This window comes from Pseudomonas sp. P116 (assembly GCF_020149425.1).
Taxonomy (GTDB): domain Bacteria; phylum Pseudomonadota; class Gammaproteobacteria; order Pseudomonadales; family Pseudomonadaceae; genus Aquipseudomonas; species Aquipseudomonas anatoliensis.
The window spans coordinates 267,522-293,107 of sequence record NZ_JACVHB010000008.1; the positions used below are offsets into that span (position 1 = coordinate 267,522).

The 25,586-nt window shown below is 58.6% G+C and carries 24 protein-coding genes and 4 tRNA genes; 8 read left to right on the plus strand and 20 right to left on the minus strand.

The features are described from left to right. The first annotated feature begins 151 nt into the window (after positions 1–151). The 4 genes from ICA15_RS24840 (at position 152) to ICA15_RS24855 (ending at position 565) form a co-directional block, all read left to right on the plus strand. Positions 152–227 (plus strand) — tRNA-Asn (locus tag ICA15_RS24840). A 9-nt stretch (positions 228–236) separates the two neighbouring features. Then, a tRNA-Pro gene (locus ICA15_RS24845) sits at positions 237–313 on the plus strand. Positions 314–318: 5 nt separating this feature from the next. Further along, a tRNA-Lys gene (locus ICA15_RS24850) sits at positions 319–394 on the plus strand. 94 nt (positions 395–488) lie between these two features. Beyond that, positions 489–565, plus strand: a tRNA-Pro gene (locus ICA15_RS24855). A 135-nt stretch (positions 566–700) separates the two neighbouring features. Here ICA15_RS24855 and ICA15_RS24860 read toward each other — a convergent pair. The 9 genes from ICA15_RS24860 to ICA15_RS24900 all read right to left on the minus strand — a co-directional run bounded on the left by ICA15_RS24860 (position 701) and on the right by ICA15_RS24900 (position 8,739). Beyond that, on the minus strand, positions 701–1,108 hold the full coding sequence (locus ICA15_RS24860) for an EF-hand domain-containing protein (RefSeq protein WP_150595326.1): 408 nt from the start codon (positions 1,106–1,108) through the stop codon (positions 701–703). A gap of 294 nt (positions 1,109–1,402) precedes the next feature. After that, a complete protein-coding gene (locus ICA15_RS24865; protein WP_150617371.1) occupies positions 1,403–2,701 on the minus strand; it encodes an NAD(P)/FAD-dependent oxidoreductase in 1,299 nt (432 codons plus the stop codon). Positions 2,702–2,764: 63 nt separating this feature from the next. Further along, entirely contained in the window at positions 2,765–2,938 is a 174-nt protein-coding gene (locus ICA15_RS24870) for a DUF3094 family protein (RefSeq protein ID WP_042561123.1), read from the minus strand. Between the two features lie 51 nt (positions 2,939–2,989). Further along, positions 2,990–3,517, minus strand: coding sequence for an MOSC domain-containing protein (locus tag ICA15_RS24875; protein WP_210554907.1), 528 nt, complete (start codon positions 3,515–3,517; stop codon positions 2,990–2,992). Continuing rightward, positions 3,514–4,140 (minus strand): DUF1780 domain-containing protein, encoded by a 627-nt coding sequence (locus ICA15_RS24880; RefSeq protein WP_007909887.1) that lies wholly within the window; start codon positions 4,138–4,140, stop codon positions 3,514–3,516. The genes ICA15_RS24875 and ICA15_RS24880 overlap by 4 nt, the downstream gene beginning before the upstream one ends. A 58-nt stretch (positions 4,141–4,198) precedes the next feature. Continuing rightward, positions 4,199–5,482, minus strand: a complete 1,284-nt coding sequence (dctM, locus tag ICA15_RS24885; protein WP_210554908.1) for a TRAP transporter large permease — start codon at positions 5,480–5,482, stop codon at positions 4,199–4,201. Beyond that, positions 5,479–6,111: a TRAP transporter small permease gene (locus ICA15_RS24890; protein WP_210554909.1), complete on the minus strand. Its 633-nt coding sequence runs from the start codon at positions 6,109–6,111 to the stop codon at positions 5,479–5,481. Before ICA15_RS24890 ends, dctM begins: the two co-directional genes overlap by 4 nt. A gap of 73 nt (positions 6,112–6,184) precedes the next feature. Further along, positions 6,185–7,180 carry a TRAP transporter substrate-binding protein gene (locus ICA15_RS24895; protein ID WP_150597108.1) on the minus strand — a complete coding sequence of 332 codons (996 nt, stop codon included), beginning with the start codon at positions 7,178–7,180 and terminating at the stop codon, positions 6,185–6,187. A gap of 104 nt (positions 7,181–7,284) precedes the next feature. Continuing rightward, a complete protein-coding gene (locus ICA15_RS24900) occupies positions 7,285–8,739 on the minus strand; it encodes a TrkH family potassium uptake protein (protein ID WP_210554910.1) in 1,455 nt (484 codons plus the stop codon). Between the two features lie 246 nt (positions 8,740–8,985). On the opposite strand from ICA15_RS24900, the gene ICA15_RS24905 reads away from it, so the two are divergent. Continuing rightward, positions 8,986–9,675 (plus strand): energy-coupling factor ABC transporter permease, encoded by a 690-nt coding sequence (locus tag ICA15_RS24905; protein WP_210554911.1) that lies wholly within the window; start codon positions 8,986–8,988, stop codon positions 9,673–9,675. A gap of 65 nt (positions 9,676–9,740) precedes the next feature. Then, entirely contained in the window at positions 9,741–9,956 is a 216-nt protein-coding gene (locus tag ICA15_RS24910; protein ID WP_150602218.1) for a hypothetical protein, read from the plus strand. A gap of 5 nt (positions 9,957–9,961) precedes the next feature. Here the strand turns inward: ICA15_RS24910 and yacG are convergent, their stop codons facing one another. The 5 genes from yacG to pilB are packed head-to-tail and all read right to left on the minus strand — an operon-like array spanning position 9,962 to position 14,573. Then, on the minus strand, positions 9,962–10,162 hold the full coding sequence (gene yacG / locus ICA15_RS24915; RefSeq protein WP_042561115.1) for a DNA gyrase inhibitor YacG: 201 nt from the start codon (positions 10,160–10,162) through the stop codon (positions 9,962–9,964). Further along, positions 10,159–10,782 (minus strand): dephospho-CoA kinase, encoded by a 624-nt coding sequence (gene coaE / locus ICA15_RS24920; protein ID WP_150617376.1) that lies wholly within the window; start codon positions 10,780–10,782, stop codon positions 10,159–10,161. Before coaE ends, yacG begins: the two co-directional genes overlap by 4 nt. Further along, complete coding sequence (locus ICA15_RS24925; protein WP_210554912.1) at positions 10,779–11,651, minus strand: prepilin peptidase; 873 nt, start codon at positions 11,649–11,651, stop codon at positions 10,779–10,781. Before ICA15_RS24925 ends, coaE begins: the two co-directional genes overlap by 4 nt. Before the next feature lies 1 nt (position 11,652). After that, complete coding sequence (locus tag ICA15_RS24930) at positions 11,653–12,870, minus strand: type II secretion system F family protein (protein ID WP_210554913.1); 1,218 nt, start codon at positions 12,868–12,870, stop codon at positions 11,653–11,655. Between the two features lie 2 nt (positions 12,871–12,872). Further along, the gene (gene pilB / locus ICA15_RS24935) at positions 12,873–14,573 is read right to left on the minus strand and encodes a type IV-A pilus assembly ATPase PilB (RefSeq protein ID WP_150602222.1); all 1,701 of its coding nucleotides are present in this window, start codon (positions 14,571–14,573) and stop codon (positions 12,873–12,875) included. A gap of 224 nt (positions 14,574–14,797) precedes the next feature. On the opposite strand from pilB, the gene ICA15_RS24940 reads away from it, so the two are divergent. Continuing rightward, a complete protein-coding gene (locus tag ICA15_RS24940) occupies positions 14,798–15,238 on the plus strand; it encodes a pilin (RefSeq protein WP_210554914.1) in 441 nt (146 codons plus the stop codon). Between the two features lie 298 nt (positions 15,239–15,536). Beyond that, positions 15,537–15,893, plus strand: a complete 357-nt coding sequence (locus tag ICA15_RS24945; RefSeq protein WP_150617380.1) for a BON domain-containing protein — start codon at positions 15,537–15,539, stop codon at positions 15,891–15,893. A 238-nt stretch (positions 15,894–16,131) separates the two neighbouring features. Here ICA15_RS24945 and ICA15_RS24950 read toward each other — a convergent pair whose 3' ends face one another. From ICA15_RS24950 to pgi, 6 genes are all read right to left on the minus strand, one after another. Next, a complete protein-coding gene (locus tag ICA15_RS24950) occupies positions 16,132–16,431 on the minus strand; it encodes a DUF2845 domain-containing protein (protein ID WP_150602225.1) in 300 nt (99 codons plus the stop codon). Beyond that, complete coding sequence (locus ICA15_RS24955) at positions 16,428–19,379, minus strand: DUF748 domain-containing protein (RefSeq protein WP_210554915.1); 2,952 nt, start codon at positions 19,377–19,379, stop codon at positions 16,428–16,430. The genes ICA15_RS24950 and ICA15_RS24955 overlap by 4 nt, the downstream gene beginning before the upstream one ends. A gap of 216 nt (positions 19,380–19,595) precedes the next feature. Next, positions 19,596–20,612 carry a class I SAM-dependent rRNA methyltransferase gene (locus tag ICA15_RS24960; protein WP_150602227.1) on the minus strand — a complete coding sequence of 339 codons (1,017 nt, stop codon included), beginning with the start codon at positions 20,610–20,612 and terminating at the stop codon, positions 19,596–19,598. Between the two features lie 94 nt (positions 20,613–20,706). Further along, positions 20,707–21,579 carry an oxygenase MpaB family protein gene (locus ICA15_RS24965; RefSeq protein WP_210554916.1) on the minus strand — a complete coding sequence of 291 codons (873 nt, stop codon included), beginning with the start codon at positions 21,577–21,579 and terminating at the stop codon, positions 20,707–20,709. Between the two features lie 52 nt (positions 21,580–21,631). After that, positions 21,632–23,569 carry an acetate--CoA ligase gene (gene acs / locus ICA15_RS24970; protein ID WP_210554917.1) on the minus strand — a complete coding sequence of 646 codons (1,938 nt, stop codon included), beginning with the start codon at positions 23,567–23,569 and terminating at the stop codon, positions 21,632–21,634. Between the two features lie 228 nt (positions 23,570–23,797). Next, entirely contained in the window at positions 23,798–25,462 is a 1,665-nt protein-coding gene (gene pgi, locus ICA15_RS24975) for a glucose-6-phosphate isomerase (protein ID WP_150617385.1), read from the minus strand. Positions 25,463–25,586 lie beyond the last annotated feature (124 nt).

Below are 25,586 nucleotides of genomic sequence, written 5' to 3' on the forward strand. Positions count from 1 at the left end.
ATAAGTTGCAAATCATTAACTTGAAAGCGATTTAGGGGGTTGACAGAGGTGTTCTAGGTTGTAGAATAGCGCGCCTCAGACACACGAACGCAGCGATGCGAACGGAGTCTGAAAGCTTCAAGTTTCACCGTTGTAAATTGAAATATGTAGTTCCGTGATAGCTCAGTCGGTAGAGCAAATGACTGTTAATCATTGGGTCCCAGGTTCGAGTCCTGGTCACGGAGCCAATTTCAAACCGGGGTATAGCGCAGTCCGGTAGCGCGCCTGCTTTGGGAGCAGGATGTCAGGAGTTCGAATCCCCTTACCCCGACCATTTTTGGGTCGTTAGCTCAGTTGGTAGAGCAGTTGGCTTTTAACCAATTGGTCGTAGGTTCGAATCCCACACGACCCACCATTTTTGAAACCAGTTAGCGCTGGGATCGAATCTTAAGATCAGAGGCCAAAAGCGCTGATCGAAGAAGGCGACTGAAAGGTCGCCTTTTTTTTACCGGGGTATAGCGCAGTCCGGTAGCGCGCCTGCTTTGGGAGCAGGATGTCAGGAGTTCGAATCCCCTTACCCCGACCATATTAAAAATCCTCGTATCGAAAGATACGGGGATTTTTTTTGTCCGAAATTTATAAGCGCAACAGCAACAGTGGTTGTTTGAGGCGTAAAAAAGCCGCGTTTCCAAAGGAATTCGCGGCTTTGTCCAAGGCCGACTCAGGCGCCGTCTTGATCTTTCAGGTGTTCGAACAGGCCCTTGGGCATTTTCTTGCCGTTGGCTTCGAAGTTGGCTTTCACGTTGTTGTAGGCCTCTTGCTCATCGATGAAGCCGTCATGGTTGGTGTCGATCTTGTCGAAATCTGACTTCGGCGCGACTTTGATGAATTCAGCGCGTGAGACTTTGCCGTCGCCATCGCTGTCAGTCTTGGCCATCGAGGCATCGCCGCATTTGCCTTCACCGCATTTGCCTTCCGGGGTTTTTACCGAGGTTTCTGCTGAAGCGACCATATAGCCCTGAGCCAGCGGCTGCGCGGCGAATACCGAGCCGGACAGCATCAGACCTCCTGCCAGCGCTGCGCCGAACAGGCCAATGGATTTTTTGCCGAGAGTCGAGTGATGGGACATTGCATTCTCCTACGGTTGCACAGCGCAACCACACGTTAAGGACGATCCGCCGGAGCAGGTATGCTCGGGTGGGGCCATTAGGCGGTGGCGGTGTATCGCGTCTGTGTCGTGGAGCGGGGAGTTTGTAAGCGAAGGTGGGGATGGCGGGGGAGGATACAGTCAGACACATCTCTCCAGATCACCCTTAAACCCTGTAGGAGCATTCGAGTAAAACGAGGCTGCGATCTTTTGATCCTGATCTTTAAAAGCCAGATCAAAAGATCGCAGCGTGCCGCAGCTCCTACAGGTACTGCATCAATGCAGCTTCAGGCGCGGCTCGGTCCCGCGACCAATCTTGCTGCCCAGCATCAGCATTGCCGTGCGAAACGGCCCGTACAGCGCCACCTGGTGCATGCGATACAGCGACACGTAAAACATCCGCGCCAGCCAGCCTTCAAGCATCACGCTGCCAGTCAGGTTACCCATCAAGTTACCCACCGCCGAAAAACGCGACAGCGAAATCAGCGAGCCGTAGTCGGTGTATTTGTATTCCGGCAGGGTCTTGCCTTCGATACGCAGCTTCAGCGACTTGGCCAGCAGCGACGCCTGTTGGTGCGCGGCTTGTGCACGCGGCGGCACGTTGCGGTCGGAGCCAGGTTGCGGGCATGCGGCGCAATCGCCGAACGCGAAGATGTTTTCGTCGCGGGTGGTCTGCAAAGTTGGCAGCACTTGCAGTTGATTGATGCGGTTGGTTTCCAGGCCATCGATATCCTTGAGGAAACCCGGTGCACGAATGCCCGCCGCCCAGACTTTCAGGCTGGCCTTGATTTCGTTGCCATCGGCGGTAATCAGGCTGTCGGCCGTCACTTCGCTGACCGACGCGTTGGTCATCACGTTGACCCCGAGTTTCTCCAGAGTCTTGTGCACAGGCCCGCTGATGCGCTCCGGCAGGGCTGGCAGCACCCGTGGCCCGGCTTCGATCAGGGTGATGTGCATGTTTTCCGGTTTGATGCGGTCGAGGCCGTAAGCCGCCAGTTCATGCGCCGCGTTGTGCAATTCTGCCGCCAGTTCGACGCCGGTAGCGCCAGCGCCGACGATGGCCACGCTGATCTGCTGGACCACATCGGTTTGCCCGGCATGCGCGCGCAGGTAGTGGTTGAGCAGTTGCTGGTGGAAACGCTCGGCCTGTTTGCGGGTGTCGAGGAACAGGCAGTGCTGCGCCGCGCCCTGAGTGCCGAAATCGTTGGTGGTACTGCCGACTGCGATCACCAGCGAGTCATACGCCACTTCGCGGGCTGGCACCAGTTCGACGCCGTTTTCGTCGTAGGTGGCGGCCAGCTGGATTTTCTTCGCGGCGCGATCAAGCCCGCTCATGCGCCCCAGCTGGAACTCGAAGTGGTTCCATTTGGCCTGGGCAACATAGTTGAGTTCGTCTTCGGAGGAGTTCAGCGATCCAGCCGCTACTTCGTGCAACAGCGGTTTCCAGATGTGCGTCAGGTTCGCGTCGACCAGCATCACGCTGGCCGTGCCGCGCTTGCCCAGAGTCTTACCCAGACGGGTAGCCAACTCCAGACCGCCGGCGCCGCCGCCGACAATAACAATACGATGGGACATGGGGATAACTCGCAAGGTTTTTAAAGGAAATCGGTGCGGTTACCCGAGCGAGCGCGATGCTGCTCATAGCGTCAGGTAACTGATAAATCGGCTCAACAGGCCCAGACCAATGGTCACTGCCAGCACCAGCACCAGGAGCATCCACGGCCTGAAAGGCCGGCGCTCGACACGGTGTTGGGACAGTTGCAGGTATTCTTCGACATGCTTTTGGTCTTCGGGTTTCAGGCGGCTGGTCATAAAGGCCTCGTCAGGTAGACGTTGCTGAATGTGCAGAAGCTACAGCGGTTTTCAACCGGGGTTGAACGCAGCATAGCCGCTGTCCGGTACCGGTTCGACAGACAGGCTATCGTCGAGGCGAATGATCCCGCTTTGTAACACCCGCGCGGTGATTCCGCCATGCCCGCGCACCGCTTGAAAGGTGCCGGGGCCGAGGTTGTTCTGCAGGCGTGCGCAGGGTTGGCACCAGCCGGTTGTTTCAAAAATCGCCTGACCGATACGAAAGCGCCGGCCCTTGAGGCTGAACAGGTTGATCCCGCTTATAACGAGATTGCGCCGCAGATCTTCAGGTTTTACCGGTTGATCGTGTGGTCGCCCCATCAATGCGCTGATCACCGCCAGATGTTCCCACTGAATCAGCGTCACTTGCCGCGCATTGCGCACCCCGGGGCGGGCGTGGTCGCCGGTCAGTCCGGCTTCAAGGCGTGCTTCAACGGCATCGAGTTCGAGCATTGGTCCGCGGGATTCGGGGCGCACGCCGATCCAGCGCACCGTGCCGGTTTGCGGGACATCGGCGATCAATTGCTGCAGCGGCGTCACAGACTGATCCCTACATCGAAGACAATGCTGCGCCCCAGGTTACTGCGCAGAAAGTCCGGTGCATCGGGGTGCGCAAACAGCACGCGGGCGAACGTCGGGCCAACGAGGGATAGCGAGCGCCAGCCCTGACGCAAATATTCGGTGGGCGGTGGAAAGTGGCTGTTGAGGTCCAGCACTTCGCGCTTGAGGCTGGCGAACGCGATGATGTCCAGCTCGCCCAGATCCATGCCGCGTTCCTTGTAGTTGTGGGCTTTTTTGCGCAGCGTCGGGGCGAGGCGCAAGAGGAATTCATTGGCCGGAATCCGCTTCGGCTTGGCTTCGCGGCGCACCAGTTGACTGAGGGAAAACGCGCTGCGCCGACGTTGCAGTTCATCGCGCCATTCGTCGTTAAGCCTGCGCCCTTCGTCGAGGACGAAGAATACTTCGAAGTTGGCGTCGCGAAACAGCACGTCCGGCGGCTCGCCGGCAGGCGCGAACTCGTCGGCGCGATAGGGAATGTTCAGGCCTTGCAGCAGGCGCTGGCAGACCCAACGCTCACGCTCCCATTTGCGGGCATTGGACAGGAACGCGTTGGCCTGCTCGGCCGCGATGGTCAGCAGGCGTAAGTAATCTGAGTCATCCATAGGCCAAGCTTAGCGTTCAAATGTGATCGAAGTAGTGGCCAGGAACAACTCTTCCCGGTTACGTCATCCCCAGCCAGTTTGGCAGGGCCAGCGAAATCCACGGTACATAGGTTATCAAGATCAGGAACAGTAACAGGATAATCAGCCAAGGCATCGCCGCACGGATGGTGGCACCCAGCGACATGCCTGTCACCGCCGACGTAACGAACAGGTTCAGCCCCACGGGCGGGGTAATCAGCCCGATCTCCAGGTTCACCACCATGATGATGCCCAGGTGGATCGGGTCGATCCCCAACTGCACGGCAATCGGAAACAGGATCGGCGCCAGGATCAGGATGATTGCCGAGGGCTCCATGAACGCTCCCGCCACCAGTAACACGATGTTCACCACCAGCAGGAAAGTCACCGGCGTCAGCCCCGCGGCGATGACCCAGGCGGTGATCTGTTGCGGAATTTGCTCGGTGGTCAACACATGAGCGAACAGCATGGCATTGGCGATGATGAACATCAGCATGATGCTTAGCTTGGCGGATTCCAGCAGCACTTTCGGCGTTTCACGGAAGGTCATGTCCTTGTAGACGAACAGTGCAATGAATGCCGAGTAGACCGCCGCGACTGCCGCCGCCTCGGTCGGGGTGAACATCCCTGAGTAAATGCCACCCAGGATGATGACCATGAGCAACAGGCCCCAGATGGCTTTGCGTGCTGCCGTAAACCATTCACGAACGGTGGCACGAGGCATGGCGGGCAGGTTTTTCCTGACGGCGACGATGTAGATGGCAATCATCAAGAAAGTACCCAGCAACAAACCCGGTACGACACCGGCCATGAACAGCTTGCCGACCGAGGTCTCCGTCGCAGCGGCATACACCACCATGACGATGGAGGGCGGAATGAGAATGCCCAGCGTGCCGGCATTGCACACGATGCCGGCACCGAACGCCTGTGGATAACCGGAGCGGACCATGCCCGCAATTGCGATGGAACCCACGGCCGCGACCGTTGCAGGGCTTGAGCCGGACAGCGCGGCGAACAACATGCACGCGAGGACGGCTGCGATGGCCAGGCCGCCGCGAATATGACCGACACACGCATTGGCAAAGTCGATCAGGCGCCGCGCCACGCCGCCCGTGGTCATGAACGCGCCAGCCAGCAAAAAGAACGGGATCGCCAGTAAGGTGTAGTGCTCGGACGTCTCGAATAACTTGATGGCCAGTGAGCGCACGGAGTCGGGGCTGAAAAGAATGATCGTCATCGAGCCGGCCAAACCCAGGGAAATGGCGATCGGTACACCGATGAACATCAGCACGAACAGGGCGACGAAGAGGAACAGAATGGTCATTTCTTGTCATCCTCATGGTCGGTCAGTTTCAGCGCATCTGCGGCTTCATCGGCCAGGCCCAGGCCGGTTTGACGGTTCTGCACGATGCGCACGAGGATTTCGGCAAAGCGAATGAACACCAGAGCGAAACCGGCAGGCACGATCAGCCCGATGTGCCACTGCATGATGCCGTAGTGACCGAGATCCTCGGCGCCGATACCGGCGATGAACAACGTTTGAATCCATTCGAAACTGCTGACACTGAGCAGCCCCGCATAGCCGAGACAGCACAGGCAGGCAATGATGCCGATGATGCGCTGAGCCGGTTTGCTGGCCAGTTTCACCAAGGCATCGACACCGATATGCCCGGCAGTGCGCACGCCATAGGACAAGCCAAAAAAGATCAGCCAGGCAAACAGGGCTTTGGTCAACGCGATGCTCCACGTCATGGCCTGGGCCATTCCCATGATGCTGTCGCCAATTGCGAATAACGATTCACTGGCGCCTTGCCATTGCTCGGCGAAGCTGTAGAAAACGCTATAGAGGTTGTTCAGGATGACGTAAACGAACGTCACCAGCGTCATTGCCGCCAACAGGAAAACAATGAAGCCTTCCTCGAAGTGGTCCCAGATGCGCCGCAAGGCATTCATGAATGGCTGCTCCCGATCGAGTGACGACAATGAAACAGGTGCCGCCCCTTTGAGGCGGCACACGCGGGCAGATTTACTGAGCCTGGTTCGAGGCGTCGGCGGCCTTGATCAGGTCGGCGCCAATAGCACCTTCGAACTTCGCCCAGACCGGCTTCATTTTTTCACGCCACTCGCCGCGTTGTTCCGGAGTCAGCAGGATGATTTCAGTGGTTTTGGCGTCGACGATATGCTGTTTGGCGTCCTGGTTGAGCTTCTCGGCGTCTTTGTTTACCTGGGCGGTAACCTCGACGATTATTTTGTCCAGTTCGGTTCTCACATCTGGCGGCAGGCCATTCCAGAACTTGGTGTTGGTGATCAGCATGTAGTCGAGCAAGCCATGGTCGGATTCAGTGATGAACTTCTGCACCTCGTGCATTTTCTGACTGAAGATGTTCGAGTAAGGGTTTTCCGCGCCATTCACCACACCGGTCTGCAAGCTCTGATACACCTCGGCGAAGCTCAACTTGCGCGGGTTGGCTTTCACTGCTTTGAATTGCTCATCCAGTACCGCCGACGCCTGTACACGGAATTTCAGACCCCGGGCATCGCCCGGTACAACCAGCTTCTTGTTGGCGGACAGCTGCTTCATGCCGTTGTGCCAATAAGCCAGCCCTGTGATGTTCTTGCTTTCCATCGACTTGAGCAGTTCCTGGCCTTGGGGGCTGCGCTGGAAACGGTCGACGGCCGAGATGTCGTTGAACAGGAACGGCAAGTCGAATAGCTGCAATTTCGGTGTGTATTGTTCGAACTTTGCCAGCGACGGTGCAATGAGCTGCACATCGCCCAACAGCAGTGCCTCCATTTCCTTGCCGTCGCCAAACAGCGAAGAGTTCGGGTAGACCTCAACCTTGACCTTGTCCTTCAGGCGTTCTTCGACGAGTTTCTTGAACAGCAGCGCGCCCTGGCCTTTGGGCGTTTGCTCGGCGACGACATGGGAAAACTTGATAACGATTGGATCGGCCGCCAGCGCCAGGCCCGATACGCCCAGCGCGAGGGCGCAGACGACCGCGTTGCGCAATGATTTAAGCATTGAGATGTTCCTCTTGTTTTAGTTCTCGTGCGGTTCAGGGCTGAAAAGCGTTTGCACGGTGGACAAGAGGAGTCTAGGCAATAAATCTCAAAGGGTTGTCGAGACTAGTATTTCCAGAAAACCGGTGTGAGCAGCACCAGGACGGTTAGGATCTCCAGTCTTCCCAAAAGCATGCCGATAGTCAGCAGCCATTTGGCAGCATCGGGCAGTGTGGAAAAGTTTCCCGCCGGGCCAATGATCGAGCCAACGCCAGGCCCGACGTTGCAGACGGCGGTAGCCGCGCCACTCAATGCAGTTGTCCAGTCCAGGCCGATGAGTGCCAACCCCATGGCGATCGCCCCGATAGTGATGGTGAAAAAGAATGAAAACGTCAGCAGCGAACGGGCGATGTCCTCGTCGATGGGGTGTTTGTTGTATTTTTTTCGGATCACGGCGCGAGGGTGGATCAATTGATTCAGACTGCCCATCAGCAGTGTGCCGGCCACTTGAAAGCGGAATATTTTAAGACCGCCAGCGGTGGAGCCGGAGCAACCTCCGACAAAGGTCAGATAGAAGAACAGCAATACGGCAAAACTGCCCCATAACGTGTAATCCCCCAGCGCTACGCCGGTCGTCGTGACCACCGATGTCACGTTGACCGCCACGATCCGGAACGCTTCCCACCAGCCGTACTCGCTGTGCAAGCACAACCAGGTACCGACCAGCACCCAGGTAATGAGCAAAAAGCCAATGAACCCGCGTACCTGATGATCTTTGAACAAGGCCCGTTTGTTGCCGCGAAGCATGCTCACATACAGCGTGAAAGGGAGGCTGCCCAGAATCATGATAGCGACCGCCACCCAATGAATGGACGGTTGCGTCCAATGTGCGAGCGAGGCATCGGAGGTCGAAAATCCTCCTGTGGAAATCAATGACATTGAATGGTTGATGGCTTCGAACGGCGTCATCCCTGCTATCCACAGGGCCAGCGTGGCAAGACCGGTAAGCCCGATATAAAGCCCCAGAATATATTTGGCGGCGACATGGGAGCGCGGCGTGACCTTTTCCGACCAGTCAGACGATTCGGTCTTGAATAGCCGCATGCCCCCGACCCGCAGTAATGGCAGGATAGCCACCGCCATGCCGATGAAGCCGATCCCGCCCAGCCAATGCAGCATCGATCGCCAGATCAGCAATCCTGGAGATGCCGTGTCCAGCCCGGTGAGGATGGTCGATCCAGTCGTGGTGATGCCTGACATCGTTTCAAAAAACGCATCGGTGTAGCTGATGTGCTGGATAAGCACCATGGGCAATGCGGCGAATATGCACACAACCACCCAACTGGCGGTCGTCAGCATATACATATCGCGAGGACGCAAATGAACGTTCTCGGGGCGACCCTTGTTGATCATCAGCAGCCCGCATAGCGCTGTGATCAAGCTCGACCACAGGAAGGCCGCCATATCATCTTTGCGATCATGGATCACCAGCGTCAGCATCGGTATCAGCATGCTCACCGCCAGCGTGATCAGAATAATTCCCAGAATGAAGCTGATGAGCCGTACTACCGCAATGGACATAGATAACGCCTGTTTTGTTAGCGCCGCGCAGTATCGGCGGGCCTGTTGTCTCGTCCCGTAAAGTTTTCGTAACTTTTTCTTTCCTCCGTATTTACTGCACGCCATGCGCAGAAGCGTGACACGGCGAGTCGCAAACGGCGGTATAGACTGAGATCTGTCTCGACGGGAGATCCGCGTGAAAAATATATCAGTGTTGCTGCTCGATCTTCGGCTGGCGTGGCCCCAGGCGTCAGCGAAGGCTCACCTATGATCGGCGCCGAACTGCTGTCATCTACAAGCCTGACGCTCGGCTGGCTGATTTATCTGCCGGTGCTGCTCTGGGCGATTGTTCGTGCTCCCTGGGTCGAATTGTTCAGTGACAGCCGTCGCCAGCATCTGTTGTTCGGCACGGTGTTCGCGTTGTTTCTGTTGTGGCTGGTGCGCCGAGATTTCGACACCGGAGTGTCTTATCACTTCATTGGCATGACGGCGGTGACGTTGCTACTGGACTGGCCGCTGGCGATTGTCGGCGGGTTGGTGGCGCAGGTCGGTCTGTTGCTGCTCGGGCGCCAGGATCTCGCGGCGCTGGGGGGCAACGGTGCGTTGTTCATTCTGCTGCCGGTGCTGATTACCGAGTGCGTGGCGATCCTCGTCGAGCGCGCCCAGCCACGCAATCCTTTTGTGTACATCTTCTGCTCCGGGTTTCTCGCCGCCGCGCTGTCGGCGTTGCTGTGTCTGCTGCTGAGCCTGACATTGCTCTGGTACGACGGCCTGTTTGCCATGCCCGAATGGCTGGAAGACTTTATCGGCTACCTGTGGCTGATCATATTCCCCGAGGCTTTCATCAACGGCATGGTGGTCAGCGCACTGGTGGTGTTCAGCCCGGAATGGCTGGAGACGTTCAATCGCACGCGCTACCTTTCGGCACCCTGGAAGGACGACGACCCCAAGTCTTGATCCATATCAAACCCGCCACGCGCGCGGCATTTCATGCTCGGCCAAATCCCTTCAGGAGTGGCAGCATGAGTGTTTACGAGTGGGCGCGGCAGCAAACCCGGCAGAGTCTGGAGATGGCGCAAGAAGTAGGTTTTGACCCGGGTTTGAGCTTGCGCGCCTTGCTCAGTGCGGTGGTGCAACAGAGCAAGACCGTGCGCAACGCCGAAGACTTGGCCGACGAGTTGCGCTTTCTGGCGGAAAACCTCGACGACGATCAGGACTACGGCTTCATGCGACCCTGACGGGATCAGTGGCGCGGATCGAAATCGCCGGAAAACAGTTCATCCTCGGCATCCGGTGCGACCGGGATCTTGTGCTCTTCGGAGGCCCAGGCGCCGAGGTCGATCAGTTTGCAGCGATCGGAGCAGAACGGCCGGAATTTGTTATCCGGCGTGAATTCCACGGGGGCGCCACACGTTGGGCATTCTACGGTTGGGATCTGGCTCATGATTGGCCTCCACTTAAAGTCAGGTAAAAGTCATGCAGGCGCTCGACCTCGCTGTGCAGCCAGGCGAGGTCGCGGTCGTTGACCACCACGTCGTCGGCACGGCTCACGCGGTCTTCACGGCTCGACTGGGCCTTGAGGATCGCCTGAACCTGCTGTTCGCTGGTCTGGTCACGCTGCAAGGTGCGTTCGATCTGCAGTTGTTGCGGAGCGTCGATCACCAGGATTCGCTGGGTCATCGCGTACTGCCCGGATTCGATCAACAGCGGCGAAACCAGAATCGCATAGGGCGATTTTGCCTGCGCCAGATGATGGGCGATTTCCTCGGCGATCAACGGATGCAGCAGGGCTTCGAGCCAGCGGCGCTGCTCCGGGACTTCGAAGATCAGCTTGCGCAGGGCGGCGCGATCCAGCGTGCCGTCAGCCTGCAACACGCCAGCGCCGAAGTGCTCGGCAATCCTGGCCAGCGCCGGGCGCCCCGGCTCGACCACCCAACGTGCTGCGTGATCAGCGTCGACCACATGGATGCCAAGGTCGATGAAGTGCTGGGCCGCGGCGCTTTTGCCGCTGCCGATGCCGCCGGTCAGGCCGAGAATCCAGGGTTTTTCCACAGGGGTATTCATTTCAAACCGACAAACTGCCAATAGAAGTCGGTTATTTGACCACCCCAGAGCAAGGCAATCCAGCCGGCAATTGCCAGATAAGGTCCGAAGGGGATCGGCGTCGAGGTTTTCTGCTCGCGCACACGCAGCAAAATCACCCCGATAATCGCTCCCACCAGCGACGACAGCAGGATCGTCAGCGGCAGAATCTGCCAGCCACCCCAGGCGCCGAGCAGCGCCAGCAGCTTGAAATCACCGTGACCGATGCCGTCCTTGCCGGTCAGCAGTTTGAACAGCCAGAACACCGACCACAGCGCCATATAACCGGCCACCGCGCCCCACATGGCATCGTGCAGCGGCACGAACAGCCCGAAACTGTTGACGATCAGCCCCAGCCACAACAATGGCAGCACCAGCACATCGGGCAACAATTGATGCTCGGTGTCGATCAGGCTCATCGCCAGCAAGCCCCAGGTGAGGAAGATCAACAGACAGGCCGCCCAGCCAAAACCCACATGCCAGGCGATAAACGCTGAAAGCAGTCCACAACTCAGTTCGGCCAGCGGATAGCGTTTGCTGATGGGCGCTGCGCACGCGGAGCAGCGCCCGCGCAGCCACAGATAACTGAGCAGCGGAATGTTTTCCCACGCACGAATTCGATGTGCGCAGTGCGGACACTCGGAGTGCGGCAGCATCAGGTTGTAAGTGGGCTGCGGCGTTTCGCCGGGTAGACCGAGTACGTCCTGCGCCTGCTGGCGCCAATCGCGTTCGAGCATTTTCGGCAAGCGCCAGACCAGCACATTGAGAAAGCTGCCGACGATAAGACCGAGCAGCAACGCGGTGAAGACAAAGGCCAGTGGGTACAGGGCAAACAGTTCGTCGATAGGCATGTCAGATCGCTGAGCCGAGTTGGAAGATCGGCAGGTACATCGCCACCACCAGACCGCCGACAATCACCCCCAGGACGACCATGATGAACGGCTCCATGAGGCTGGTGAGGTTGTCGACCATGTTATCCACTTCGTCCTCGTAAAACCCGGCGACCTTGGCGAGCATCTCGTCCAGCGCGCCGGACTCTTCGCCGATGGCAGTCATCTGCACCGCCATGTTGGGGAAAACCCCGGTGGTGCGCATGGAGAAATTCAACTGCATGCCCGTGGAAACGTCTTGGCGGATGCGCAATACCGCACGCTTGAACACCACGTTACCCGTGGCGCCGGCCACCGAGTCGAGCGCTTCCACCAACGGTACGCCGGCAGCAAACGTGGTCGACAAGGTCCGGGCGAAGCGTGCAACGGCGGATTTGTACATCAGCGTGCCTACCAACGGCAGCTTCAATAGCCAGGTGTCTTTGCGATCGCGCATCGCCTGGGATTTTTTCAGCGCATGGCGGGTGCCGAAAAAAGCGGCCACCAGAGCAACGAGTATCGCCCACCACCATTGCTGCATGAATTCCGAGAGGCTGATGACCATCAGGGTGAACCCAGGCAACTCTGCACCGAAACCGGAAAAAACCGACTCGAACTGCGGCACCACTTTCACCAGCAGAATCCCGGTTACCACGGCTGCAACCAGCACCACGGCGGTGGGGTAGGTCATGGCTTTCTTGATCTTGGCCTTGAGGGCTTCGCTTTTTTCCTTATAGGTCGCGACCCGTTCCAGCAACGTGTCGAGAGCGCCGGACTGTTCGCCGGCATCCACGAGGTTGCAATACAACTCATCGAAATACTGCGGCTTCTTGCGCAGGGCGTTGGCGAAACTGTTGCCGGCGGCGACCTCCTGTTTCACCTCGTCGACCAGTTTGCGCATGGCCGGGTTTTCGAAGCCCTCACCGATGATGTCGAACGACTGCAGCAGCGGCACGCCAGCCTTCATCATGGTCGCCATCTGCCGAGTGAACAGGGCGATGTCGCGGGGCCTGATGCGTTTGCCGAAGCTGAAAAACGAGGCGGTTTTTTTGCGCACCTTCCCCGGATTGATCCCTTGTTTGCGTAGTTGAGCCTTGATCAGTGCCGGGTTCTGCCCGCTTAATTCACCGCTGAGTTTGCTGCCTTTCTTGTCCGTGCCTTCCCAGGCGTAGACGCTGATTTTCGCTGCCTTGACTGCCATGTTCAGTCCTTGGTGACCCGGTTGATTTCTTCCAGGCTGGTAATGCCTTGCATGGCCTTGCGCAGACCTGAGGTACGCAAGTCGTCGTAGCCGTCGCGGCGCATCTGAATGTCGATTTCCAGCGAGTTGCCCTCGGCCATGATCAGTCGTTGCAGGTCTGCTGTGTTCTTCACCACTTCATAAATCCCCACGCGTCCCTTGTAACCGCCATTGCAGTGATCGCAACCGACTGGCTCGTAGATCGTGAAACTGCCGATGCGTTCCTCGGGGAAGCCTTCCTTGATCAGGGTTTCGCGCGGAATCTCGATGGCTCTCTTGCAGTGGCTGCACAACTTGCGCGCCAGCCGCTGGGCGATGATCAGGCTGACAGAGGTGGCGATGTTGAAACCGGGGATGCCCATGTTGTGCAGTCGCGTCAGGGTTTCTGCCGCGCTGTTGGTGTGCAGCGTGGACAACACGAGGTGACCGGTCTGCGCAGCCTTGATCGCAATCTCGGCGGTTTCCAGATCGCGGATCTCGCCGACCATGATCACGTCCGGATCCTGACGCAGAAACGAGCGCAAGGCCTGGGCAAAGTCGAGCCCCTGCCTGGGGTTGACGTTGACCTGGTTGATGCCTTCCATGTTGATCTCCACCGGGTCTTCGGCGGTGGATATGTTGATGTCGACCGTGTTGAGAATATTCAGCCCGGTGTACAGCGACACGGTTTTGCCCGAGCCAGTGGGGCCGGTGACCAGAATCATCCCTTGTGGCTGCTTCAGTGCTGCCAAATACAGCTCTTTCTGCTCAGGCTCATAGCCGAGGGCGTCGATGCCCATCTGCGCGCTGGAGGGGTCGAGGATCCGGATCACCACTTTCTCGCCCCACAGGGTCGGCAGGGTATTGACCCGGAAGTCGATCGACTTGCTTTTGGACAGGCGCATCTTGATCCGTCCGTCCTGCGGTTTGCGCCGTTCCGAGATGTCGAGGCTGGCCATGACTTTCAAACGTGCGGCGATGCGCCCGGCCAGTTGGATCGGCGGCCTGGCCACCTCGCGCAAAATGCCGTCGGTGCGCACCCGTACCCGGTAGTTCTTTTCGTAAGGCTCGAAATGCAGGTCGGAGGAGCCGCTCTTGATCGCATCGAGCAGCATCTTGTGGACGAAACGCACCACCGGCGCATCGTCGGCGTCTTGCCCGCCGATGGCGTCCTGCTTGTTGTCGTCGATCGATTCGACATCGAGGCCGTCGAGATCGACGTCGGCCATGTCTTCGAGACCGCTGGCGTGGGTATCGAAGAACTTTTCGATGGCGTCGCTGAGCTTGTCGTCCTCCACCAGGATGGCTTCGGTGCTCAATCCGGTGCTGAACTGGATGTCGTTGATCGCTTGATGATTGCTGGGGTCGGAAATCCCCACGAACAGCTTGTTGCCGCGTCGCCACAAGGGCAGGGCGTGATGCTGGCGTATCAGTTTTTCACTGACCAGGCCTTTGGGCTGGGTTTCCTTGTCCAGGCAATTAAGGTCGAGGAACGCCATGCCAAAGTGCTCGGAGGCGATCTCGGCCACCTGCGCGCTCTTTACCAGTTTGTTCTGCACCAGATAACTGACCAGCGACAGCCGATTGCGCTGGGCCTGTTGCCAGGCCTGCTGGGCGCTTTTTTCCGTCAGCAGTTCGGCCTGCACCAATTGTTTGGCCAGACCGCTCAGAGCGATGTCATTCATGGGGATTCCGCACGCTTGCCGTTCATGACTTATAGCCTAGTCAAGTGAGAGCGCCTAACACGGTCGGTGCAGGTGACAAAAAGTGTCAGATAGTGCGGTTGCGGGTTGTAGGAAACTGCGTAGGGCGACGCTGGCGCTTTGTGTGCAGGGCTCAGGCGCTTGGCATGGGCTATGCTCGGTTCATCTCAGATCATGAGATTTCGACTCATGCATGGAGCGTTTCTATGAAAAAACAACAAGGTTTTACGCTGATCGAGCTGCTGATCGTTGTGGCGATCATCGGGATTCTGGCGACTATCGCCCTGCCGCAGTATTCGAAATATCAGGCGCGATCCAAGGTAACGGCGGGGCTGGCAGAGATCAGCGCTCTGAAAGTGCCGTTTGAAGACACCATCAATCAGGGCACCGATCCGACGCTGACACTGGTGGCCGGTGGTGCTGCGGCGACGACATCCAACTGTACATTGGCGGCTACGGGCACAGCCTCGTCGGGTGCCGGTTCAATCACTTGCACACTGGTCAATGCGCCAGGTCCGGTGCTGGGCAAAACCATCACACTCAGTCGCTCAGGCGCAACCACGGGTGCCACATCGGGCGTGTGGACGTGTGCAACGACGGTTAATGCCGAATATTCCCCTAAAGGCTGCACGGCCAGCGGTGCGTAATTCGTCAGGCTACATTCAATAGATGCCCCGCAATGCGGGGCATTTTTCATTGCGCAGCGCTTCACAAAAGCTTCAATAATTTCAGCGCCTTAGGAACTTTTCAAAAAGCCGCAACTTGCATGTGAATATTCAACAAGTCATGCATTTTGCATGAATCCGGAATTTTGCATTATTTGTAAGCTATTGATTTATAACGATTTTATGTCTTCCAAAAAGTTGGCACAGCGTTCGCAATATCTACGGTAACCCTGCTGACAAGACATCCAGCAGACTTTCCAGAAAAACAGGAGTTACTCGTATGAAGAAGTTCGCTATCACTGCCGCTGCTGCTACCGCGCTGACCCTGACCATGGCTTCCGGTGCATTCGCACAATCGGCTCAGGCTACCCAGGCTCCAATGACTCTGGCTGCCGGTGAAGTCACCGAGATGAAACAAGATACTTCCGATACCTGGATCACCACCAAGGTCAAAGCTGACCTGGTAACCGAAAAAGGCATTCCAGGTACCGACATTAAAGTTGAAACCAACCAAGGCGTTGTATCGCTGTCGTCGACTACTGCCGTAACCGATTCGCAGAAAACTACTGCAGTAGCCATCGCCAAGAAAATCAAAGGCGTTAAAGCGGTCTCCGCTGACGGCCTGAAAGCCGAGTAAGGCATGACTTCTCGCCTGGACCGGGAGAAGGGGCGACAGACGGGCCGAGCAATACGTCTGCCGCAACTTTAGAGTTCATGCGACCGGTCACACGGATGTGACCATTACAGGCCCCGGCACTTTGTGTCGGGGCCTGTTTTATTTTGTAGAAGCAAAAAGATCGCAGCCTTCGGCAGCTCCTACACAGGAATGTGGTTCCCCTGTAGGAGCTGCCGAAGGCTGCGATCTTTTGATCTGTTCAGTTACCGCGTTTGCTATTGATCTGCTTCAGGCGATTGCCTTCGAAACGCAGGTATTGATACATGCCGTTGCTCGGGCCGTAGGTCCATTCCTCGACCTGAAACTCTTCCCGGCGATTGGCGCTGCGTTTGTAACCCAGCACATCGCGGCTCACCGGCTCGCCGCACTTCTGTAGCACCTCGCTTGCGCGGTCGCCGAGGCTGATCAGTTGGCTGCCGCAACGCAGCGTATCGGAGGCCAACGCCTGGCCAGCAACGAATGTCAGTGCCATTGCCGCCAGCCATTTGCGTTTGCTCATTCGGCATCCAGATGCATTTGCGTCACTACCCGACCGTCGCTTTCAGCCTCGCCCAGATTGGTGTCGATGAAGTACACGCGGTCGTCAGCCAGTTGGCCCTTGTCCACCAGAAAATCCTTGATGCTGCTGGCACGGTCCTGACCCAACTGACGCAGCAGCACATCGCTGGTACTCCAGAACTGGATCACGCCTGCGCGCATTTTCGCTGTGCGTTCTTCCTTGCCCAGATCCTTCCATTCGGCCGGCGGCTGAGTCTTCAGACGGGTGCGATAAATGCCTTCGAGCAGTGGGCCTTTCTCGCTGTCCGGCACGTCAATCAAGGACGCCTGAGCCGGGACTTTATCGCCGCGGCGCTGGAGCATCTTGTAGTAGTTGTATTGGTATTCACGTTCCAGGCGCTGTTCGGCGAGCAATGGGCCGTCGCTGCTTTTGGCGGCGACACCCTCGATTTCCAGGCGCAGGGCCGGACGCTCCTTGAGTGCCTGGGACAGCTTGATCAGCGCACCCTCGGCATCCTTGTTCAGCTCGCTGGAGCCTGGCGCGAACGACACCGTGCCGAGGTCCTGGGAACCGCCACCACTGACCAATCCACCAATCATCTTGAATGGCGCCGCAGCGGCTTTGACGATCAGATTGCGCAGGGTCTGCCAGACAATCGGCATCACGCTGAATTGCGGATTGTTCAAGTCGCCCGTTACGGGTAATTCGATGGAGATTTTGCCGTCGACGTCTTTGAGCAACGCGATCGCCAGTTTCAGCGGCAGACTTGTCGCGTCCGGGCTGTCGACTCTCTCACCCAGTTGCAATTGCTCGACCACCACTTTGTTCTCGGCCTTCAGTTGGCCCTTGGTGATCAGGTAATGCAGGTCGAGGTTGAGCCGGCCCTTGCGGATGCGGTATCCGGCGAATTTGCCGGAGTAGGGCGTCAGGGTGGTCAGCTCGACCCGTTTGAAACTGGTGGTGATGTCGAGGCTGGCCATCGGGTCGAATGGATTGACCGCGCCCTTGATGGTCACTGGCGCATAGCGATCAACCTTGCCTTTGATATCGACAGTGGCCGGTTTCGACTGTCGACTGTCGATGGTGCCGATCTGGCCGTTGAGTTGCTGGACAGCGGTGGCGAAATTCGGCGTCAGGCTGAAATCGGCGAAGTTGGCCGAGCCGTCGTTGATGGCGATACCACCGATGCGAATGCCCAGTGGTTTGTCTTTGCTGGCCGGTTTGGCGGCGGCGGTTTTTGCGCCGCTGTCGGCAGGCTGCGGAATCAGCAGATCATCGATGTTGGTGGTGCGGTCATCGTTGATCATGAAGCGCACGTACGGCTGGAACAGGTTGACCTTGTCGATCGACAGGCTGTCGCCGTGCTGGTAGTTCAGGCCTTCCACGACCACTTGCTGCCACTTGAGGAAGTCGCGGGTTTTCAGGGTGTCGAGGGTGTGCAGTTGATCGATCTGCGCGCGGCCGGTCACGCTGAGCGCCAGCGGTTCGGTGCTCTTGAGGTTGACCTTGAGGTCACTGCCGAGCATGCCGCTGCGCAATTCGAGACGAATGAACGGATTGATGTAGGACTGCGCGACACGCAGGTCGATGTCCTGGGTTTTAACGTTGAGCTGGGCGTTGACCGGCGCCAGATTGACCGTGCCATCGGCGAGGATCTTGCCCTGCTTGCCCAGCCCGGTATCGAGCTTGAGCTTGAAGGGTGAGCCATTGAGGCTGTCAAAATCCTGCAGATCGACGTTCAGCGGGGTGACATCCAGTGTCACCGGTGGATTGGCCGACCGGTCGGCCAGATGGACGGTGTAGTTGCGCAGTTGCACATCTTTGAGCAGTACTTGCCATGGCTTGTCTGGCGCGCTCGGTTCAGGTTTCGGCGAATCGGCGGTTGCGGGTGTGCTGGCCGGTTCGGCGGCGGCTTTGGCGGCAGGTTTCGACGGCTGGCTGGCGAACAGTTTCTGCCAGTCCAGTTGCCCGTCGGCCTCCAGAGCGGCCCAGGTTTCGAGTTTCTGGCTGCGAATCTTGCCGACTACCACTTGCTGTTTCGCCAGGTCCACCGAGGTCTCGCTGATGTCGAGGCGTTCGAGTTTTGCCAGTGGGCGTCCATCGGGTGCCTTGATCGCGAACGGCGCGATGCTCACCGCAACGTTGTTCAACTGCAGCTCGGTTTGTTTCGACAGATTGAGTTTGTATTCGGTGCTGAGGTTCATCACGCCGTTTTCAAGAACCAAGGGCACTGCGTCTCGCACGTAAGGCCAAAACGCTTTCATATTGCCGTCGGTAATTTTCAGCGTGCCTTCGGAGGCGATCGGGATCAGGCTGAAATTGCCGCTCCAGTCGATTCGGCCACCGTTGGGGCCAATCGCGACCAGAGTCATGTCGGCGCTGTCTTCGGGCAGGGTGCTGAGATTTTTCAGCTCGAAGTTGAGATCGTCGTAGAGGAATTCGATGGGTTCGCTCGGGCGCACATCCTGAAAGTGCACGACACCGTTGGCGAGTTTGATCTGGTCGATGCGCAGAGGAAACGGCTTGGCTTCGGGATCGACGGGTGTCGGTTCGCTGGCGGGTATGTTGAACAGACCGAGCAGGTTGAGCTTGCCGTCTTTGGCGAAGAGGATTTCGGTCTTCGGTTTGTCCAGTTCGATGTTGGACAGATGGACTGCTTTCGTCCACAGGCTGTCGAGCTCTAGGTCGGCGTACAGGCGTTCAAAACCGACCTGTTCTTTGCCGGGCTCACCGATGACCAGGCCCCACAAGGTGACTTCAAGGCTGAACGGATTGAGTTCGATGCGCTGGATATGCGCAGGCACCGCCGCGTAGTTGGCCAGTTGCTGGTTGGCAACACGCAAGGCGATGCCCGGTAAAATCAGAAACCCCAGCAAGCTGTAAAGGGCCAGAACGGTCAACAGTGCGCCAATCGCGCGAATCAATCCTTTGGGCATGTGCGGCTTCATCTGTCGTAATCGGAGTGCCTTGGAGTATGGCACGCGATTCTGGTTCCGAAGTACCTGGTGTGGAGCAGGATTGTTCAGATTCTTCGGAAAACATAAAACACTGTGGGAGCTGGCTTGCCAGCGATGACGGCCGATCATTCGACATAGATGTCGCCTGATCCACCGCAATCGCTGGCAAGCCAGCTCCCACAGGTTGTTCGCCGCAAAGCAATGTGATCAGAGTTGAAGGATCAGGGTTTTCAGTGGCGGCTGTTGGTCCAGCGACGGGAAATCCGCGCCCGGGGTCATCACGCTCCACTCACGCACCGGGCGCCCGGCCTTCTCGGCGCAACGCAGGACCTGTTCGCGCCAGTCGTCCATGCTGACTTTCGCCAGGTTGTTGCAGCAGATCAGTACACCGTTGTCGGCGGTGGTCAGCAGGGCTGGTTTGAGCAGACTTTGATAGTCGCGCAGCAGGTCGACGGTGCCGAACGCGCTCTTGGCCCAGGCCGGCGGATCGAGCAGCACCAGATCGTATTGGCGCTGTTCCAGGCGCTGATAGCTCGGCAGTTTCTGCCCGCGTCGCTGACTGATGGGCAGACCGGCCAGTTGGCGGATGGCCGGAAAGTAGTCGGACTGGACGAACTCCATTTCCGGCAACTGCGGATTGAGCAAACCGTTTTCGCGACCGACCGCGAGGTTGCCCTCGGCAAAATCCAGGTTGCACACTTCACGGGCGCCACCGGCCGCGGCACTCAAGCCAACGCCGCAGGTGTAGGCGAACAGGTTGAGCACGCTTTTGCCTCTGGCGTGATCCTTGACCCAGCCGCGGGTGTTGCGCAGGTCGAGGAACAGCAGCGGATCCTGCCCGGCATGGCGTCCGCGTACTCGGTAATTCAGGCCCCATTCGTGACCGACCAGATCCGCCAGTGCAGCGTCGTCGGCGCGGTAGACGTGGTCTTCACGGTCGATACGCGAGTTGCCACGAGAACGGTCGTTGTAGACCAGCAAAGTCTCCAGGCCCAGGGTCTGGTTGACGATGGCGTGCAGTTGCAGCAACTCGTCACGCTCCAGCGTCTGGTGAAAGCTTTGCACCAGCAACTGCGGGCCGTAACGGTCGATGGTCAGGCCGCCGGCGCCTTCCTGGCTGCCATGGAACAGGCGATAGCAGTCGGTGCCCTGGCTGTGCAGTACAGAGAGCAAGTCCTGACGTTGATCGAGGGCGGCGCGCAGCGCCTGATTCAAGGAAGACATGCGGGCGCCTTGCTGGAGGGAATTGGGGCGCGGGAGTTTAGCAGCTTGGCGGGCGACCGAGGTGCTGCCTTCGCGAGCAAGCCTTTGGTTCCGGTCAGGTCAACAGCCCCATCCGCCGCTTTGCCCGTTGCACCGAGCCATTGCGCATCGCCCAGCGCAGCATCGGCGCGCTGCGCTTGACGCTGGCGCGGATCAGTTGGCGTTGCAGCGGATTCTGCCGGGCGTCGAGCATGTCGCTGGCCCAGTCTGGCAACAGGTCGATGCCGGCCTTCATCATCAGATCGCCAAATGGCCGCGCCATCAGGCTGGGGGCCGGGGCTTCGAGCAGCAGGCGCAGAACTTCGCGGCTGCGCTCATCGCAGAGCAATTGCGGGCGCATGCGTTGCAGATAATCCGCCACGGCCTGCCGCGATTTCGGCACATCCCGGGCGCCGAGACGCTCGGCGACCACGGCGATTTCCGCGTAATAACGGTCCTGGTCGGTCAATGACAACTGCGGATTGCGATAACGCAGATGCGCAGCGAGAAAGTTACTGACTTCCGCCACATGCACCCATGTCAGCAAATCCGGATCGCTGGCCGCATAAGGCCGGCCATCTGGCGCCGTGCCGACCACTTGCAGGTGAATGGTGCGGACTTTCTCGATCAACCAGTCGGCGTCGCGGCGTGAACCGAAAGTGGTGCCGGAGACAAACTGACTGGTGCGGCGCAAACGTCCGATCATGTCTTCACGAAAGTTCGAGTGGTCCCAGACCCCGGCCAGCGCCAGCGGATGCAGCGCCTGCAGCAATAGCGCACTGATACCGCCGATCAACATGCTGCTGAAGTCACCGTGCACCTGCCAACTGACCGAGTCGGGACCAAACAGCCCCGGGTCGCCCTTGGGGTTTTCCAGATCAAGCTGACCGAGGGACAGACCGGTCAGGCTCATGAGTTGGTTTTCGATACGGCTGCGGATGAATTCCATGAGCACTCAGTGGGAGAGGAGGGGCGCGCTCGGTTGGCCGCGCCCGCCAGGGTTACTGATTGAGGCGCGTGTCGATCAGGCCTTGCACCACGCTCGGATCGGCCAGGGTCGATGTGTCACCGAGGCTGTCGAGTTCGTTGCAGGCGATCTTGCGCAATATGCGCCGCATGATCTTGCCTGAGCGGGTTTTCGGCAAGGCCGGCGCCCACTGGATCAGATCCGGTTTGGCGAAGCTGCCGATCTCCTTGCTGACGTGGGCCAGCAGTTCTTTTTTCAGCTCATCGCTGGGCTCGGTGCCGTTCATCGGTGTGACGAAGGCGTAAATGCCCTGGCCTTTGACGTCATGTGGATAACCGACCACCGCGGCCTCGGCGATGCTGTTGTGCAGCACCAGCGCGCTTTCCACTTCTGCGGTGCCGATACGATGGCCGGAGACGTTGATCACATCGTCGATACGTCCGGTGATCCAGTAATCGCCGTCCTCGTCGCGGCGGGCGCCGTCGCCGGTGAAGTAGTAGCCGGGGTAGGGCTTGAAGTAGGTATCGACCATCCTTTGCGGGTCGCCGTAGACACTGCGGATCTGCCCCGGCCAGCTTGATTTTATGGCGAGCACGCCGCTGCCGGCGCCTTTGATCTCTTTGCCGTGCTCATCGAGCAGCACCGGCTGCACGCCGAACATCGGTTGCGTGGCGCAGCCTGGCTTGATCCGCTGCGCGCTGACCAAGGGGCTGAGCATGATGCCGCCAGTCTCGGTCTGCCACCAGGTATCGACGATGGGGCAGCGTTGTTCGCCGACTACGTTGAAATACCATTCCCACGCTTCCGGGTTGATCGGCTCACCGACGCTGCCGAGTAATCTGAGGCTTTGTCGGGAAGTTTCCTTCAACGGTTCGGCACCTTCGCGCATCAACGCGCGCAGTGCCGTCGGTGCGGTGTAGAAGATATTGACCTTGTGCTTGTCGATGACCTGCCAGAAGCGCGAGCTGCTCGGATAGCTCGGCACGCCTTCGAACATCAGCGTGGTCGCGCCATTGGCCAGTGGTCCGTAGACAATGTAGCTGTGGCCGGTCACCCAGCCGACGTCGGCCGTGCACCAGAACACTTCGCCGTCGCGGTAATCGAGCACATATTTGAAGGTCATCGCCGCTTGCAGCAGATAGCCGCCAGTGGTGTGCAGCACCCCTTTGGGTTTGCCGGTGCTACCGGAGGTATAGAGGATGAACAGCGGGTCTTCGGCGTCCATTGGTTCCGGTGGGCAATCGTCGCTGACGTCGCGCACGGCCTGGTGATACCAAAGGTCTCGGCCCTCGACCCAATCGACTTTGCCTTGGGTGCGCTCGACCACGATGACAGTGCTGACATCCGGGCAATTTTGCAGGGCTTTGTCGACGTTGCTTTTCAGCGGCACGAATTTGCCCCCGCGCACGCCTTCGTCGGCGGTGATCACGGTGCGGCAATCGGCATCAAGGATACGGTCGCGCATGGAGTCAGGGGAAAAGCCGCCAAACACCACCGAGTGAACGGCGCCGATTCGGGTGCAGGCGAGCATGGCGTAAGCGGCCTCGGGAATCATCGGCATGTAGATGCACACCCGATCGCCTTTCTTCACGCCACGGCTTTTCAGCACGTTGGCCAGTCGGCAGACGTGATGATGGAGTTTTTTGTAAGTGATTTGCGCCGATTCGGCAGGGTCGTCGCCTTCCCAGAGCAACGCGGTCTGATCGCCGCGCTGTGCAAGGTGACGGTCGATGCAGTTGTAACTGACATTCAGCTTACCGCCGGCAAACCAGGCGGCTTCACCGGTTTTCAGGTCGTAGCGCTGAACGGTCTGCCACGGCGTGCTCCAGTCGAGGAAGCGCGTGGCCTGTTCGGCCCAGAAGGTGCTGGGGTGTTCAATGGATTCGCGGTACAGGCGCTGATAGTCGTCCTGACTCAACTGAGCAGCCCGGCGGACGGCATCGGCTTGGGGGAACGTGCTGATATCGAACATGACGGTTCCTTATTCTTGTTGTGCGACAAGAGGGGAGCTGTACGACTCGTGCAGGAGCTGCCGAAGGCTGCGATCTTTTGATCTTGTTTTTAAGATCAGATCAAAAGACCGCAGCCTTCGGCAGCTCCTACACAGATCGTGTACGCCACCGATTCTGCGATTAGCCCGGTGCCGTGGAACTGTCGATGTTGCAAGCTGTAGGGGCAGGCAAACCGCCCCTTCAGCCTATCACCCGCGGTGACGACCGCGGAAGTAGTTGATCAAGCCCTGGGTAGACGGATCGTCAGCGTTGGTTTCGTCGCTGCCGACCAGGCGGTTGTAAACGCCCTTACCCAATTCCTTGCCCAGTTCCACGCCCCACTGGTCAAAGGCGTTGATGCCCCAGACCACGCTTTGCACAAACACTTTGTGCTCATACATGGCCACCAGCGCGCCGAGACGACGCGGGCTGATGCGTTCGACCACAAGGGTGTTGCTCGGACGGTTGCCCGGGATCACCTTGTGCGGAGCAATTTGGTGCACCTGCTCCTCGCTCATGCCCTTGTCGCGCAATTCGGCTTCGGCTTCCGGCAGGGTCTTGCCGAGCATCAGCGCCTGGCTCTGCGACAGGCAGTTGGCGTACAGCCACTGATGGTGGTCGGACACCGGGTTGAAGCTGACGATTGGCACGATGAAGTCGGCCGGGATCAGTTGGCTGCCTTGGTGCAACAGCTGGTGGTAGGCGTGCTGACCGTTGCAGCCGACGCCGCCCCAGATCACCGGGCCGGTATCAGTCGAGACCGGAGTACCGTCCTGACGCACGCTCTTGCCGTTGGACTCCATGTCCAGTTGCTGCAAGTGCTTGGTGATGTTGCGCAGGTAGTGGTCGTACGGCAGAATCGCGTGGCTTTGCGCGCCCCAGAAGTTGCCGTACCACACGCCGAGCAGCGCCAGCAGCACTGGCATGTTCTGTTCGAACGGCGCGGTCTGGAAATGCTGGTCCATGGTGTAGGCACCGGACAGCAGTTCCTTGAAGTTGGACATGCCGATGGCCAGGGCAATCGGCAAACCGATGGCCGACCACAGCGAGTAACGGCCGCCAACCCAGTCCCACATCGGGAAGATGTTTTCTTCACGAATGCCGAACGCCACGGCAGCGGCGTTGTTGCTCGAGACAGCGATGAAGTGACGATACAGCTCGGCTTCCGAACCACCCTGAGCCAGATACCAGGCGCGTGCGGCCTGAGCGTTTTTCAGGGTTTCGAGGGTGTTGAACGACTTCGACGAAACGATGAACAGCGTGGTTTCGGCGCGCAGCTTTTGCGTCAGTTCATGGAACTCGCTGCCGTCGATGTTCGCCAGATAGTGGCAACGCACGCCTTTTTGCGCGTAGGACAGCAAGGCTTCGGACACCAGCTCTGGGCCGAGGAACGAGCCACCGATGCCGATGTTGACCACGTCAGTGATCGGCTTCTCGGTGTAACCACGCCACAGACCGTCGTGGATGCGGCCGACCAGATCGGTGATCTGGTTCAGCACCTTGTGCACTTCCGGCATCACGTTGACGCCGTTGACCGACAGCTTGTCGCCGACCGGACGGCGCAGGGCGGTGTGCAGCGCAGGGCGCTGTTCGGACGTATTGACGATTTCGCCGTCGAACAGCGCTTTGATCGCGCCCTTCAGATCGACTTCATTGGCCAGGCTCACCAGCAGATCGCGGGTCTGGGCGTTGATCAAATTCTTCGAATAATCGAGAAACAGCCCGCAGCTGCTGAGGGTGAACTGATTGAAGCGCTGCGGATCGGCGTTAAAGGCTTCGCGCATGCTGAAATCCTGCATGGCTTGGCGGTGATCTTTCAACGCTTGCCAGGCGGGCAGAGCGGTAACGTCTTGAGGATTGAGGTAATACGCCATCGCTGCGGTTTTCCTTTTTACTTGAACGGCCTTTTGAACACTGAACAGGCCTGCACGCCATGTTTGGGCGTGGGCCAACTGCGTTGTCACGGTTTCTGGACACAGGGCGAATACAGTAAACCTC

Excerpts from the sequence above, each read along its gene's own strand:
- coaE (WP_150617376.1), bottom strand. The coding sequence starts at position 10,782 with ATGAATACCCCTGTGGAAAAACCCTGGATTCTCGGCCTGACCGGCGGC.
- ICA15_RS24950 (WP_150602225.1), bottom strand. The coding sequence starts at position 16,431 with ATGAGCAAACGCAAATGGCTGGCGGCAATGGCACTGACATTCGTTGCT.
- ICA15_RS24860 (WP_150595326.1), bottom strand. The coding sequence starts at position 1,108 with ATGTCCCATCACTCGACTCTCGGCAAAAAATCCATTGGCCTGTTCGGC.
- ICA15_RS24865 (WP_150617371.1), bottom strand. The coding sequence starts at position 2,701 with ATGTCCCATCGTATTGTTATTGTCGGCGGCGGCGCCGGCGGTCTGGAG.
- pilB (WP_150602222.1), bottom strand. The coding sequence starts at position 14,573 with ATGAATGACATCGCTCTGAGCGGTCTGGCCAAACAATTGGTGCAGGCC.
- ICA15_RS24930 (WP_210554913.1), bottom strand. The coding sequence starts at position 12,870 with ATGGCAGTCAAGGCAGCGAAAATCAGCGTCTACGCCTGGGAAGGCACG.
- ICA15_RS24895 (WP_150597108.1), bottom strand. The coding sequence starts at position 7,180 with ATGCTTAAATCATTGCGCAACGCGGTCGTCTGCGCCCTCGCGCTGGGC.
- ICA15_RS24960 (WP_150602227.1), bottom strand. The coding sequence starts at position 20,612 with ATGTCTTCCTTGAATCAGGCGCTGCGCGCCGCCCTCGATCAACGTCAG.
- ICA15_RS24890 (WP_210554909.1), bottom strand. The coding sequence starts at position 6,111 with ATGAATGCCTTGCGGCGCATCTGGGACCACTTCGAGGAAGGCTTCATT.
- pgi (WP_150617385.1), bottom strand. The coding sequence starts at position 25,462 with ATGGCGTATTACCTCAATCCTCAAGACGTTACCGCTCTGCCCGCCTGG.
- dctM (WP_210554908.1), bottom strand. The coding sequence starts at position 5,482 with ATGACCATTCTGTTCCTCTTCGTCGCCCTGTTCGTGCTGATGTTCATC.
- yacG (WP_042561115.1), bottom strand. The coding sequence starts at position 10,162 with ATGAGCCAGATCCCAACCGTAGAATGCCCAACGTGTGGCGCCCCCGTG.
- ICA15_RS24965 (WP_210554916.1), bottom strand. The coding sequence starts at position 21,579 with ATGGAATTCATCCGCAGCCGTATCGAAAACCAACTCATGAGCCTGACC.
- ICA15_RS24900 (WP_210554910.1), bottom strand. The coding sequence starts at position 8,739 with ATGTCCATTGCGGTAGTACGGCTCATCAGCTTCATTCTGGGAATTATT.
- ICA15_RS24880 (WP_007909887.1), bottom strand. The coding sequence starts at position 4,140 with ATGGATGACTCAGATTACTTACGCCTGCTGACCATCGCGGCCGAGCAG.
- ICA15_RS24910 (WP_150602218.1), top strand. The coding sequence starts at position 9,741 with ATGAGTGTTTACGAGTGGGCGCGGCAGCAAACCCGGCAGAGTCTGGAG.
- ICA15_RS24945 (WP_150617380.1), top strand. The coding sequence starts at position 15,537 with ATGAAGAAGTTCGCTATCACTGCCGCTGCTGCTACCGCGCTGACCCTG.
- acs (WP_210554917.1), bottom strand. The coding sequence starts at position 23,569 with ATGTTCGATATCAGCACGTTCCCCCAAGCCGATGCCGTCCGCCGGGCT.
- ICA15_RS24955 (WP_210554915.1), bottom strand. The coding sequence starts at position 19,379 with ATGAAGCCGCACATGCCCAAAGGATTGATTCGCGCGATTGGCGCACTG.
- ICA15_RS24925 (WP_210554912.1), bottom strand. The coding sequence starts at position 11,651 with ATGCCTATCGACGAACTGTTTGCCCTGTACCCACTGGCCTTTGTCTTC.
- ICA15_RS24940 (WP_210554914.1), top strand. The coding sequence starts at position 14,798 with ATGAAAAAACAACAAGGTTTTACGCTGATCGAGCTGCTGATCGTTGTG.
- ICA15_RS24905 (WP_210554911.1), top strand. The coding sequence starts at position 8,986 with ATGATCGGCGCCGAACTGCTGTCATCTACAAGCCTGACGCTCGGCTGG.
- ICA15_RS24870 (WP_042561123.1), bottom strand. The coding sequence starts at position 2,938 with ATGACCAGCCGCCTGAAACCCGAAGACCAAAAGCATGTCGAAGAATAC.